The sequence below is a fragment of the Pseudomonas fluorescens genome (genome assembly GCF_902497745.1).
In the GTDB taxonomy this organism is placed as follows: domain Bacteria; phylum Pseudomonadota; class Gammaproteobacteria; order Pseudomonadales; family Pseudomonadaceae; genus Aquipseudomonas; species Aquipseudomonas fluorescens_BM.
This window is the reverse complement of record NZ_CABVHJ010000029.1, coordinates 14,200-27,691: the sequence shown is the minus strand read 5'-3', so window position 1 is coordinate 27,691 and position 13,492 is coordinate 14,200. Positions and strand designations below refer to the sequence as shown.

The 13,492-nt window shown below is 59.3% G+C and carries 11 protein-coding genes and 1 pseudogene; 8 read left to right on the top strand and 4 right to left on the bottom strand.

The genetic code is table 11. The annotated features are described in order from the left end of the window. Positions 1–60 precede the first annotated feature (60 nt). Positions 61–657, bottom strand: a complete 597-nt coding sequence (locus F8N44_RS29230; RefSeq protein WP_150652775.1) for a TetR family transcriptional regulator — start codon at positions 655–657, stop codon at positions 61–63. Positions 658–796: 139 nt separating this feature from the next. Here F8N44_RS29230 and F8N44_RS29225 point away from each other — a divergent pair, with 139 nt between their 5' ends. From F8N44_RS29225 to F8N44_RS29215, 4 genes and pseudogenes are all read left to right on the top strand, one after another. After that, complete coding sequence (locus F8N44_RS29225) at positions 797–1,897, top strand: alkene reductase (protein ID WP_150652774.1); 1,101 nt, start codon at positions 797–799, stop codon at positions 1,895–1,897. Positions 1,898–1,957: 60 nt separating this feature from the next. Continuing rightward, the gene (locus tag F8N44_RS29220; protein WP_150652773.1) at positions 1,958–2,740 is read left to right on the top strand and encodes an SDR family NAD(P)-dependent oxidoreductase; all 783 of its coding nucleotides are present in this window, start codon (positions 1,958–1,960) and stop codon (positions 2,738–2,740) included. 5 nt (positions 2,741–2,745) lie between these two features. After that, positions 2,746–2,877 (top strand): annotated as a pseudogene (locus F8N44_RS31470) (alpha/beta hydrolase); the annotation flags it as partial. A gap of 64 nt (positions 2,878–2,941) precedes the next feature. After that, on the top strand, positions 2,942–3,940 hold the full coding sequence (locus tag F8N44_RS29215) for an NADP-dependent oxidoreductase (RefSeq protein ID WP_150652772.1): 999 nt from the start codon (positions 2,942–2,944) through the stop codon (positions 3,938–3,940). Between the two features lie 199 nt (positions 3,941–4,139). Here the strand turns inward: F8N44_RS29215 and F8N44_RS29210 are convergent, their stop codons facing one another. Next, entirely contained in the window at positions 4,140–5,072 is a 933-nt protein-coding gene (locus F8N44_RS29210) for a helix-turn-helix transcriptional regulator (RefSeq protein ID WP_150652771.1), read from the bottom strand. 569 nt (positions 5,073–5,641) lie between these two features. On the opposite strand from F8N44_RS29210, the gene F8N44_RS29205 reads away from it, so the two are divergent. The 4 genes from F8N44_RS29205 to F8N44_RS29190 all read left to right on the top strand — a co-directional run bounded on the left by F8N44_RS29205 (position 5,642) and on the right by F8N44_RS29190 (position 9,571). Next, a complete protein-coding gene (locus tag F8N44_RS29205; protein WP_150652770.1) occupies positions 5,642–6,991 on the top strand; it encodes an MFS transporter in 1,350 nt (449 codons plus the stop codon). A gap of 98 nt (positions 6,992–7,089) precedes the next feature. Beyond that, on the top strand, positions 7,090–7,794 hold the full coding sequence (locus tag F8N44_RS29200) for a fumarylacetoacetate hydrolase family protein (RefSeq protein ID WP_150652769.1): 705 nt from the start codon (positions 7,090–7,092) through the stop codon (positions 7,792–7,794). Between the two features lie 29 nt (positions 7,795–7,823). Continuing rightward, positions 7,824–8,582 carry an SDR family oxidoreductase gene (locus tag F8N44_RS29195; protein WP_150652808.1) on the top strand — a complete coding sequence of 253 codons (759 nt, stop codon included), beginning with the start codon at positions 7,824–7,826 and terminating at the stop codon, positions 8,580–8,582. A gap of 32 nt (positions 8,583–8,614) precedes the next feature. Further along, a complete protein-coding gene (locus F8N44_RS29190; protein ID WP_150652768.1) occupies positions 8,615–9,571 on the top strand; it encodes a 2-hydroxyacid dehydrogenase in 957 nt (318 codons plus the stop codon). Positions 9,572–10,454: 883 nt separating this feature from the next. Here the strand turns inward: F8N44_RS29190 and F8N44_RS29185 are convergent. Continuing rightward, positions 10,455–12,581, bottom strand: a complete 2,127-nt coding sequence (locus tag F8N44_RS29185) for a TonB-dependent siderophore receptor (RefSeq protein ID WP_150652767.1) — start codon at positions 12,579–12,581, stop codon at positions 10,455–10,457. Between the two features lie 165 nt (positions 12,582–12,746). After that, positions 12,747–13,331: a TetR/AcrR family transcriptional regulator gene (locus F8N44_RS29180; protein WP_150652766.1), complete on the bottom strand. Its 585-nt coding sequence runs from the start codon at positions 13,329–13,331 to the stop codon at positions 12,747–12,749. Positions 13,332–13,492: the final 161 nt, after the last annotated feature.

Sequence of the window (13,492 nt, the reverse complement as noted above, 5' to 3'; positions counted from 1 at the left end):
AGGGACGGGATAAATCGGCTGAAAAGCGTTTCACCGTCAACTCAAAAAGGACAATACCGATCAACCAGGCACTTCTGCATTGTCGGCAGAAACCGACAATGACGCGCTCATTTCAGCGTGACACACCGCGAGTATTTCATCGGCCAATGCTGAATCATCCGGGCAGGCCCGCGACAGGATGATCGCGCCAACCGCACGCGCCAGCATGTCGATCATTTTCACTCGCCCCGCGTCAGGCGCCGCGTCTGGCCCTGTCGGGTACTTGTCGCCGAGCGTCTGCAGCGTACGCTCGATGCCGTCGGCAAACGCCGTTTTCACATCGTCAGACTGGCGCGCGGCGTCGCCGCACAAAGCGGCCATGGTGCAACCGCTGCCCCGCCCATCCCGATGCTCTCTCGACACATAGACGTCGACAAAGCCCTGAACATCGAGGGGTTCGGCACTGGCCAACGAGCGCGCAAGGCTGTTGGCCGAGGCTTCGGACATCAGGTCGGCCTTCGAGCCGAAGTGTTTGTAGAAACCGCCGTGGGTGAATCCGGCCGCCGCCATGAGGTCCGCGACGCCGACACCGTCAAAACCTCGCTCACGAAACAGTACCGAGGCGGTCTCGACGATGTGCTCGCGATTTGCCTGCGCCTGGGCTTTGGTGACTCTCACGTGCAATACCTCCGCTGAAATTCATGCGCCGATGATACATAGATGTCAGCCATAATCAAAACCATTGACAGTTTAGATTTCGATCATCATCCTAATTACAGACATCATCGCTGCTCATCCACAGGCACGGATCAACCCCATGACCGATCAAAATCTGTTCACGCCGTACACGCTTGGCTCCCTGACGCTGGCGAATCGAATCGTTCTCGCGCCGCTGACTCGCAATCGGGCGGGCGAAGGCCTGGTACCCAGTGAGTTCGCGGCCACCTATTACAGTCAACGCGCCTCCGCTGGCCTGCTGATTTCTGAAGCGACGCAGATCTCCCGACAGGGCCAGGGCTATCAGGACACCCCGGGGATTTACACGCAGGCGCAGATCGATGGCTGGCGCAAGGTGACCGCTGCAGTGCACGAACAAAGCGCGAAGATCTTTCTGCAACTGTGGCATGTCGGCCGTGTTTCACACGTTGATCTTCAAGAAAACGGCGCCGCACCTGTAGCCCCCTCCGCGATACGCCCGGCGACCAAAGTGTTCGTCAACAACCGCTTTGAAGACGTTTCCGCGCCGCGAGCACTGGAGATCAGCGAACTCCCGGGGATCGTCAACGATTTCCGCCAGGCAGCGGTCAACGCTATCGCCGCTGGGTTTGATGGTGTGGAAATCCACGGTGCCAATGGCTATTTGCTCGATCAATTCATCAAGGATGGCGCCAACGTGCGCACCGATGCCTACGGCGGCTCGATTGAAAATCGTGCGCGCTTGTTGCTGGAAGTGACGGCAGCGGTCGTCGCCGAGATTGGCGCAGATCGCACCGGCATTCGCCTCTCGCCGGTGTCGCCGGCCAACGGGGTTTCGAGCAGCGACCCGCAAGGGCAATTCGATTACATCGTCGAGGAACTCGATGCGCTGGGCATCGTTTATCTGCACGTAGTCGAAGGCGCAACCGGCGGGCCGCGCGATGTCGCGCCGTTCGATTTCGGCGCTCTGCGCCAGCGTTTCAAAAACACCTACATCGCCAACAACGGCTACGACCTCGACCTGGCGAACACGCGGATCGCCGAAGACCAGGCCGATCTGATCGCCTTCGGTCGCCCGTTCATTGGCAATCCCGATCTGGTCGAGCGCCTGACAACCGGTGCGCCGTTGGCCGCTTTCAACCCCGCCACCCTGTATGGCGGCGGTGCGGAAGGCTACATCGACTATCCGACCTTGGCTGAATGGAGCGCTGCTGCTCAGTAAGCCGAGCCCCAGCGCATTTACTGCCTCTCCTTAATCGTTTTTGTGAAAAGAGATGACCCTATGAACGCCCACCCTACTGTTCTTATCACTGGCGCCTCGACCGGCATCGGCGCGGTTTACGCCGAACGCTTCGCCCAACGCGGGCATGATCTGGTGCTGGTCGCCCGCGATCTTCAGCGCCTGGAAACGCTCGCCGCGAAGTTGCGCAGCGAACACAACATCGCCGTGGATGTGCTGCAGGCCGACCTGACCCAACTCCAAGACCTGAACACCGTCGAAACGCGCCTGCGCGACGATGCGCGCATTGGCATCCTCGTCAACAACGCCGGAGCTGCGCAGTCCGGCAACTTCATCGAGCAGAGCACCGATAAAGTGGCCAATCTGGTCGCCCTCAACACCACAGCACTGGTGCGGCTCGCCAGTGCCATCGCTCCCCGTCTGGCGAAGGCCGGTGACGGCGCCATTATCAACATCGGCTCGGTGGTCGGTCTGGCCCCGGAGTTCGGCATGTCGGTGTACGGCGCGACCAAGGCGTTTGTCCTGTTCCTGTCTCAGGGGTTGAGCCTGGAACTGTCGCCACTGGGCGTCTATGTGCAAGCCGTACTTCCGGCCGCTACCCGCACGGAAATCTGGGACCGCGCGGGCATCGACATCAACACCTTGAGCGAGATCATGGAAGTCAGCGATCTGGTCGATGCGGCGCTGGTCGGTTTCGATCGTCGCGAACCGGTGACCATTCCGCCGCTGCATGAAGGTGAGCGCTGGGATGCCTTGCAGACCGCGCGGCAGGGCCTGCTGGCACAGATCCGCCAGTCGGCAGTCGCCCAGCGCTATCTGGCGTGAGTGCAATGGCGCAGACGCCTTTCGTCAACGCCGCCAACCAATCAATTTTGGTTGGCGGCACGGCCTACGCCTATCGCAACCTCGGTCCCAAATCGGCGGTGCCGCTGATTCTGCTCAACCATTGGGGCGCGGAACTCCACCACTGAAGCAATCCGCTCAGGCAACGCCGCCCTTCCCCAAACAGTGAGAGCCGTCCCCACCATGAAAGCTTATTTTATCGATCGCTACGGCAAGCAGAACGGACGTATGGGCGACGTGCCCGAGCCGTTGCCGGGCGCCCATGACGTGCTGATTGAAATACATGCTGCCAGCGTCAACGTGCTCGATTCAAAGATCAGAAGCGGCGAATTCAAACTGATTCTGCCGTACTCATTCCCCTTGGTGCTGGGCAACGATTGTGCCGGCGTGGTAATTGAGGTTGGCGCAGCGGTCAAGGGTTTCAAGCCCGGCGACGCGGTGTATGCGCGCGTGCCCGAACAGCGAATCGGCACGTTCGCCGAGCGAATCGCCGTCGAGCAAAACGCCGTGGCGTTGAAGCCTGCCAACCTCAATATGGAGCAAGCCGCCGGCATTCCCTTGGTTGCCCTTACAGCCTGGCAAGCGCTGGTCGACATCGCCCGTTTGCAAAAGGGTCAGAAGGTCTTGATTCACGCCGGTTCCGGCGGTGTCGGAACCATCGCCATTCAACTGGCCAAGCACCTCGGCGCGGTTGTGGCGACCACCACCAGCAGCGCGAATGTCGAATGGGTTAAAGCGCTGGGCGCAGACGTGGTGATTGATTACAAGCAGCAGCACTTCGAGCGCGAACTGCGCGGCTACGACGTGGTGCTGAACAGCCTCGGCACCGATGTCCTGGAAAACTCGCTCAAGGTACTCAAACCGGGTGGTCAGCTGATTTCCATTTCAGGCCCGCCAACTGCCGAGTTCGCCAAGGCGCAGGGACTGGCCTGGCCGCTGCGGCAAGTCATGCGTTTGTTGAGCCTGAGCATTCGGCGCAAGGCAAGAAAGCAGGATGCCCGGTACAGCTTCCTGTTTATGCGGGCCAACGGTACACAACTGCAAGAAATCACCACGCTGATTGAAGCCGGCGAAATAAGGCCCGTGCTTGATCGCACCTTCGCCTTCGAGTCAGCGGGCGAAGCCCTGACTTACGTCGAACAGGGCCGTGCAAAAGGCAAGGTAATCGTGCAGATCAAATAGTTGTCTGCCTGAAATCATCTGGCGAAAGACCCATGGATAACGTTGCCTGCGAAACCGAAAAGCCCCCCGCCGACGAACTGCAAGACACGGAGAACAAACACCCTACTGAATCAGCGAACCACGAAACGCCCAACCCCGAGAAGCACAACACAATACTTGGCGCTGCTCCGATCATCTGGCGGCCCTTGATGCTTGAACCCTAGGTGTTCAACGGCGATTGCGGCGTATCCGGATTGAGTTGCCGGCGGCGAAACTGTCCCGGCGGCTGGCCGTGAATCTGCCGAAAACGCCGCGAGAAATACGCCTCGTCAGCGAAGCCGCACAACCGCGCCACCTCGCCCACCGAGCGCGTGCTGTTGAGCAGGAAATTGCGTGCCGCGTGCATCCTGCGTTCGAGCACCAGTTCGGTGAAGGTCTTGCCGATCTCCTTGCGCAACCAGTGCGTCAGATAGGTCGGCGACAGGTACGTCGCCGCAGCCACCTTGATCAGATTGAGATCGGGATCGGCAATATTCTTGCGCAAGTACTCGAACATGCGGCCCAGCGCATCCCGGCGGCTGACCTCGGCCGCATTCTCTTCGGCCAGGCGCTTGAGTGGTTCGGCGTAAAGGAAACACACGCTGCCAATCAGTTGCAGCAACAAGCCCTTGAGCATCTCGCGCGTACCAAACTGACGGTTCTCGTCCAGCGTGCGCATCTGCTCGATCAAGGCACAGACCTTGGCGAAATCCTCATCTTCGAGAATGAAATCCAGATGCTCCTGAAAGCGGAATGGCGATAACTCCGGCGCCAGCAGGATCGACACTTCTTCCAGATCCATCGGGTCGCACTGCAAATGCGGCAACAGAAAGGTCTGGGAAAAATTGATCACCATGAAATTGCTGTCCGCTGGATGCGGGATCACATGCACTCGGTGCGGCAGGATGAAGGCCAGGGTATTGCGCGGGAACGGACGCTCGACGTTGCCGATGTGTTGCACGGTGTCGCCACCGAGGTTGATCTGGATCTGAAAATACTCGTGCCGATGGGGACTGGTCTCGGCACGCCGGCCCTTTTTGTCGCGAATGTAGAAGTCGGTCAATTCGCTGCGCTGCTGCATGACATAGGTGGGAATACGGCTGGGTGACGACATCTGCGCGGAATCCTCGACAGGTATTTTGCAGTGAACTGACGTCCGTCATCTTGCAGACATGTACGCAGTGCACGCAAGCAGTCATACGACGACCCGTCTCTCCAAGGATTTTTCATCTTCGATATGGCGTTTAGCCTGTCCAAAACCGCCGAGAAAGATCTACGATTTTTTATCGTTATGAATCAACTATTTAATGAACATATCTAAATAATCCATCAGGAGATTAACCAATTTATTTCTTGGACAGGTTTAGCAACGCCACTGCCATAGAAAAAAAACGTTCTAACTCCTCGGTTGCTTTACCGATGTTGTACGACCACTGTTAGCCGACGCAGCCCAACCTCTTCCAAAAACAATCACAGGTGTGCACGTCATGATTCAATTTTCCCACCTCGCCGCCCCTCCCGACATTGTCCCGATCACGCCGACTGGAAGACGTTGCTGAACGTCTGACGCCGGCTGCTCGCACCGTTCGTTCCAGTATCGATTGGCATGCCTCGACCATCGCGGGCAACGCCTTCGGCTGCGCGAAAACATCTCGATTCTTCTAACAATAACGAGGTCTCTCCATGTCGAATTCACATGCTTCCCAAGCCACCGTGCCGCCAGTGATAGACGGCGCCCGGGACGCCGTCCTGCCACAACGCCTGCCCTCGCGGCGACGCTGGTTCATGCTCTCGCTGCTGCTGATTGCGACGATCATCAATTACATCGACCGGGTCAATATCTCGATTGCCGCGCCGTTCATGGCCAAGGACCTTGGTCTGGACAAGATCGAAATGGGCCTGATCTTTTCGGCATTCGCCTGGACGTATGCTCTGGCTCTGGTCCCTGCCGGGTTTATCGCTGACCGCTTCGGTTCGCGCTTCACTTACGGGGTGTCCCTGATCAGCTGGTCGACGGTGACCGTGTGTCAGGGTTTTGCCACAGGTTTTGCGTCATTGTTCGGTTTGCGTCTGGCGGTTGGTGCCATGGAAGCACCGGCGTTCCCGGCCAACAGTCGCGCGGTGACGGTGTGGTTCCCGGCGCGCGAGCGCGGTCTGGCCAGCAGCATCTACGTCTGCGGGCAATACCTGGGGACGGCGCTGTTTACCGGCGCGCTGCTCTGGCTGGCGACCACATTTGACTGGCGTCACGTGTTCTACAGCACCGGCCTGCTCGGCATCGTGTTCGGCGTGCTGTGGTTGTACCTGTATCGCGATCCGCTGAACTGCAAGAAGGTCAGCAAAGAAGAATTGAAATACATCGAAGCCGGCGGCGGTCTGGTCAAAAGCAGTCAGGAACGTACGCGCTTCAACTGGCGACAAATCGCCGAGCTGTTCAGCTATCGGCAAATCTGGGCGATTTGCATCGGCAAGTTCGCCAGCACCTCGGCGCTGTACTTCTTTCTGACCTGGTTCCCCACCTACCTGATCGAAGAACGCAAGCTGACCATGATCAAGGCCGGGATCTTCGCAGTTCTGCCATTTGTCGGCGCGACGGTCGGCATCCTTCTCGCGGGCATCGTGTCGGACTTGTTGATCCGCCGTGGCTATTCGATGTCCTTCGCTCGCAAGTTGCCGCTGGTGATTGGCTCGATGCTGGGGATGTCCATCGTACTGGTGAATTTCACCGATTCGAACACGATCTGCATCGCCGTGCTGACCATTGCGTTCTTTGCGCAAGGCATCGCCTCGTCTTCGTGGGCGGCCGTGTCGGAAGTGGCGCCCAAGGAGCTGATCGGCTTGACCGGCGGGGTCACCAGCCTCGCCGCCAACATCGGCGGCATCGTCACGCCGATCGTGATTGGCGCGATTGTTCACGCTACCGGCTCATTCGCCTGGGCCTTCTGGTTCATTGGCGGCGTGGCGCTGATGGGCACCCTCTCCTACTCACTGCTGCTCGGACGCTTGTACCGCATCGAATTGAAAGTGCGCTGAGTCAACACCACCGTTTTCTCCAACTGCAGGCGGCTTTCGTCCAACTTCACCCACAACTGCCGCCGTACGCTGAAGCTACCAACAGGACTCATAACAGGATGAACATGACTGAATACGTCTTCACGCCCGATCTGCCCGTGACCTTGCCCGTTGTCGGCAGTGAGCAACGCTTTCCCGTTGGCCGGGTATTTTGTGTCGGGCGCAATTACCCGTGGCCAGATGCCGTCGGCCAGTCGCGCCAGCCGCCGGTGTTTTTCATGAAACCGGCGAGCAGCGTCGTCGACGCCGTCGGTGAGGTGGCATTCCCTTCGCTGACCGAGGATTTCGCCCACGAGATCGAGTTGGTGGTGGCCATCGGCGAAGGTGGCGCCAACATTCCAGAAAACGAGGCGTTGGCCTATGTCTGGGGCTACGCCGCCGGCCTCGACCTGACCCGTCGTGATGTTCAGCGCACCGCCAAGAGCAATGGTTTGCCGTGGGAAGGTGCCAAGGTGTTCGACGGCGCCGCGCCGATGACCGCCATCGTGCCAGTGACCCGCGCCGGCCATCCCGAAGGCGAATTGTGGTTGAACGTCAACGGCCAGGAGCGTCAACGCGACAGTCTCGACAGCCAGATCTGGTCGGTCGCTGAAGTGATCAGCCGGATCTCCCGATCAGTGGCGCTGAGGGCCGGCGACTTGATCATGACCGGCAGCCCGTCCGGCGTCGATGGACTACAACCAGGCGATTTAATCAGCGCCGGCATCGACGGGATCGGCCAACTGGAAATGCGCGTCGGCCCGCGGGCCCTAACGCCGCAGTGATTTGAAGACAGGAGAACAACAAAATGTCCATCACTCAACCTTTGAAAGTCGCGCTGGTCACCGGCGCTGGCAGCGGAATCGGCCGCTCCGTGGCGCTTGGCCTGCTAGCCGACGGTTACACCCTGGTGCTTGCCGGTCGCCGACCGGAACCGTTGCAAGCGCTGGTCGAACTGGCGGCAAGCGAGGGGCACGAAGCCCTCGCGGTGCCCACCGATGTGCGCGACCCGGCCAGTGTCGATTCGCTGTTCGCAACCATTGCCGAGGTCTACGGACGCCTGGATGTGGTGTTCAACAATGCCGGGGTCAATGCCCCCGCCGTGCCCTTGGACGAACTGACGTTCGAGCAGTGGCGCAACGTCATCGACACCAACCTCAACGGGGTTTTCCTGTGTGCCCGTGGTGCCTTCGGACTGATGCGCCGTCAACAGCCGCAGGGCGGACGCATCATTAATAACGGTTCGATTTCGGCACACACGCCACGTCCGTTCAGCAGCGCCTACACCGCCAGCAAACATGCGGTGCTGGGGCTGACCAAATCGCTGGCGCTGGACGGCCGTGAATTCAACATCGCTTGCAGCCAGATCGACATCGGCAACGCCCTGACCGAAATGTCGGTGCGCATGACCAAAGGTGTACGTCAGGCCAACGGCAGCATCGCCGTCGAGCCGATGGTCGACGTCAAGCATGTCGCTGATGCGGTGCGCTATATCGCCGCCCTGCCGCTGTCGGCCAACGTTCTGAACATGACCGTCATGGCCACCGCCATGCCGTTTGCCGGTCGCGGTTGAGCCGGCCTTTTTATTCGGTAAGAGAGGTTTACATGAAGCCAGAAGTCTTGCAGCTCAGCCCGATCCTGATTCCTGAAATCAATGCGCGTCTCGATGAATTGTTTACGGTCCGACGCTATTTCCAGCAGGCGGACAAACAGGCGTATTTACAGGAACACGGTGCGAATATTCGCGGGGTGATCACCGGTGGCCATACCGGCATCACCCAGGCCGTCATGGCGCAACTGCCGAAACTTGAGGTGGTGGCGGTCAACGGCGTCGGCACCGATGCGGTGGACCTGGCTTACGCTCGGGATCGCGGCATCCGCGTGACGGCGACCATTGGCGCGTTGACTGAAGACGTCGCCGACCTCGCCATCGGCTTGCTGATTTCCGTGTGTCGCGGACTGTGCACCAGCGATCGCTATGTGCGCTCGGGCCAATGGCCGCACAGCGCCACACCGCTGGCGCCTCTGCCTCTGGCACGTCAAGTGTCCGGCATGCGTATCGGCATTGTCGGCATGGGCCGGGTTGGCCGCGCGGTGGCCAGCCGAGCGGCTGCCTTCGGCTGTCCGATCAGTTACACCGACCTGCAACCGATGAGCGATGTACCCCACACTTTCGTCGCCGACCTCAAGCAATTGGCCCGCGACAGCGATGCGCTGATTCTCGCCGCCGCTGCCGACAAGGCTGAAGCCATCATTGATGCTTCCGTGCTAAAGGCCTTGGGCAAGGACGGTTATCTGATCAACGTGGCACGGGGCAAACTGGTCAACGAAGCTGACCTGGTGGCAGCACTCGCTGCCGGCGAGATCGCCGGTGCGGGGCTGGATGTGTTTGTCGATGAACCGAATGTGCCAGAAGCCCTGTTCGGCAATGAGCAAGTGGTGCTGCAGCCGCACCGCGCCAGCGCGACATTGCAGACGCGCACACGCATGGGTGAGATGGTGGTTGCGAGTTTGCTGGACAGCTTTGCAGGGAAGACGCCGCAGGGTTGCGTCACTGGCTAAGTGGCGGGTGCTGAAACAGCTGCCCTCACCCTAGCCCTCTCCCCCAGGAGAGGGGACCGATTGGGGGATATTGGCGATGTGCGCCGACATGCAATAGCGTCTGTGAATCCAATGCCGTCAGGCATTACCGATGAATCCATAATCGACGCGTTGTTTCAGGTCGATGCATAACGCCAGACACCTCGGTCGGCTCCCTCTCCCCCGGGAGAGGAGACCGATTGGGGGATATTGGCGATGTGCGCCGATGTGCAATAGCGTCTGTGAATCCAATGCCGTCAGGCATTACCGATGAATCCATAATCGACGCGTTGTTTCAGGTCGATGCATAACGCCAGACACCTCGGTCGGCTCCCTCTCCCACAGGGAAAGGAACCGATTGGGGAATATTGGCGATAAACGCCGACGTGCAATAGCGTCTGTGAATCCAATGCCGTCAGGCATTACCGATGAATCCATAATCGACGCGTTGTTTCAGGTCGATGCATAACGCCAGACACCTCGGTCGGCTCCCTCTCCCCCAGGAGAGGGGACCGATTGGGGGATATTGGCGATGCGCGCCGCCGTGCAATAGCGTCTGTGAATCCAATGCCGTCAGGCATTACCGATGAATCCATAATCGACGCGTTGTTTCAGGTCGATGTATAACGCCAGACACCTCGGTCGGCTCCCTCTCCCACAGGGAAAGGGGCCGATTGGGGGATGTTGGCGACGAGCACCGACGTGCAATAGCGCCTGTGAATCCATCACCGTCAGGCATTGCCGATGAATCCATAATCGACGCGATCTGTCAGGTCGATGCATAGCGCAAGACACCTCGGTCGGCTCCCTCTCCCTCCGGGAGAGGGCTGGGGTGAGGGGCCGCCGTTGCAGCGTCGAGCGCGGCTTACAACGTGTAGGAAATCCCCACCTGCACCGTTCTCGGCGCACCTGGATAGGCGTAGACATTACCGAACGCGCCCTCTTCATAATCCCGATCAAACAGGTTTTTCACGTCAAGGTTAAGCCGCACCTTCTCGTTGACTTTATAAAAGCCGAGCAAATCGACAACGGTGTAGCTGTCCATCGAGAACGCGGTATTAGCGGTTTGCCCGGCGCGTTCGTCGACGTATTTGAGTCCGGTGCCCAGGCCCAGGCCTTTGAACGCGCCGTCCTGAAATTCGTAAACATTGAGCAGGCTGAAGCTGTTTTGCGGAATGTTCATCAGACGCGTGCCCGAACGGATCACATTGTCCTTGGTCACTTCGGCATCCACGTAGGCGTAGCCGCCGATCACGCGCCATTCGGGTGTCAGGTTGCCGGCGACGTTCAGGTCAAAACCACGGCTGCGCACTTCCCCGGCCGCCACACTGAAGGTCGAGTCCACCGGGTCGGTGGTCAGCACGTTGCGTTTTTCGATCTGATAGATCGCCGCGTCGACGCTCAACTGATGATCCAGCGCTTCCCACTTGACGCCCATTTCGTAGGACTTGCCTTTCTCCGGGGCGAAGCCTCCGCCCACGCGGCTCGCGCCGGTGTTGGGCTTGAACGAGCGCGCGATGTCGGCATAGATCGCCAGCGTCTCGGTCAGGTCGTAGGTCACGCCGAGGCGTGGAGTCACCGCGTTATCACTGGCCTGCCAGTTTTTACCGCCCGGCACGTAGGTTTCATAGTCGTGTTCGAAACGCTCGAAACGCGCCCCGGCCAGAACCTTCAGACGCTCGGTCAACGCCACCTGATCCTGCACGAATGCAGCGTAGGTCTTGAGGTTTTCCTTGTCGTGAGTCGGCGTGCGAGTCAGCGCCGGACGCGGCTGACCGTAGACCGGATCGAAGATGTCGATCGGGTAGGCGCCGACCGCGCCGCTGGAACGCTGAATGATCGACTTGTAGTCGTAATCTTCGTACTCGATGCCGGTCAGCAAGGTGTGCTGCAAGCCGCCGGTACTGAAATGACCGGTGAGATTGAGCTGGGTGTCCTTATCGGTCCACTCCAGTTTACGGTAGTTGAAGTTACGCCCCAGGGTTCGACCGTCATCGGCAATGCCGTTGGCTTCGATCGCGTTGCCCTCAAGCGAGCCGTCGAGCCACTGGAAGCCACCGCCCAACGTCCAGTCATCATTGAGCAGATGCTCGAAACGCAGTTGCGCCATGTTGTTGTCGTTGTGCAATTTGCCGGCGTCTTTTTCGCCGAAAAACGTGTCGCGCGAGGCGGTGCCGATCTGCTTGGCGTAACGCGTCACACCGCGATCCAGTGGATGATTGTTGCGCATGAAATCACCCTCGAAGAACACTCGGGTGGTATCGCTGGCCTGCCAGGTCAGCACCGGTGTCACGCCGTAGCGTTCGGTCTCGACGTGATCGCGGAAGGTATCGCCGCCCTCGCCAACCACGTTGAGTCGATAGGCCAGACGCCCCTCGTCGTCCAGTGGACCGGAGGCGTCGAGGGTGCCGCGCTTCATGCCTTGGTCATTCAACTGACTGCCCAACGTGACCGTGCGCTCGGCCAACGGCTGCTTGGAAACAACGTTGAAGGTGCCGCCGGGATCGCCACGGCCATACAGCATCGTCGCCGGCCCGCGCAGCACTTCCAGACGCTCGATGGTGTTGGCGTCGGGCATGTTCGGGTAGCCGCGATTGATCGGGAAACCGTTGCGGTAGAACTCGCCGGTGGTGAAACCGCGCAAGGTGAAAGTGGTCAGGCCCTGCCCGCCAAAATTGTTCGCGCGGCCCACGCCCCCGGCGTAGTCGAGTGCGTCTTGCAAACGCGTGGCGCCGAGGTCTTCTACCGCATCCTTGGTCACTACGCTGATCGATTGCGGGGTTTCATGGATTGAGGTGTCGGTACGGGTGGCACTGGCAGAACGTGTGGCGCGATAACCCTGCACCGGTCCGTCGGCCCGTTCGTAATCTGCCGTACCGACCACGTCGGTTGCCTCCAGCTCTAGCGCTGAGGATGTTGAATCGGCCTGTTCGGCCCATGAGGAAGAAGACAACGCCTGCAGCACGCAAATTGAAAGCAGAGTACGACGCATGAAATGAAAACCTTGTGAATAGGCCAGAACGAAGGGTAAAACCGCCAGCAAAGCGCCGCGGATGGTATACCAAGCGCTCCGTTATTGAAACTTATTCCCATTCGTATATTTGGCCGACCGAGTGCCGGCAGACAGGTCATCCATTGGGTCGCCCAAAAATCTTGGTCAAACGTGCAAAAGCTGTTTCGTCATCGCCATCGAGGTGTCCAGGGATTGGCCGGTACGCTGCAATTTGTTCAGCAGACTGGCGCCCAGCCACAGCTGATAAAGGGTTTCCGCTAAGTGTCGGGCATCGCCCTTCGGCAGGCTGTTTTCGGCCTGACCCTGTTCGATGCAAAGCGCAATGCGCGCCACCACTTGCTCGGCGCCATCGCGCAAGGTGAGACGCATCGACTCCGACAAGTCCGCAACCTCGGCACTGAGTTTCACCACCAAACACTCATCGCCGTGCCCTTCGAGGGTGCAGCGGTTCTGCCAGCCCTGCCAGTAATCCATCAGCCGCTCGTAGGCGCTCAGGCCTGGCAGCGTCAGGCGCCGTTCCATATCGGCGAGGTAGTCGACGAAGTAATCCGCGAGCAGTGCCTGGCCGTACAACTCTTTGGATTTGAAATAGTGATAGAACGAACCCTTGGGCACACCGGCGGTTTGCAGGATTTCGTTGAGGCCGACACTGGTGAAGCCCTTCTCGGCCATCATCCGGTGGCCGGTGTCGAGCAAGTGTTGGCGGGTGTCGTCGTAGGTCGGTTTCATGAGGCGCGAATTACCAGGCAATAGACCAGTCGTATTTTCGGAGGAACGGAAGTTTGCCATACCTGTCGATGAAAAACCTGCGAATAAAAAATTACTAGACGACTGGTCTAATTGGAATCTATGCTGCGCCCCGACAAACGTTTTCTGACCGGTGTGGCCGA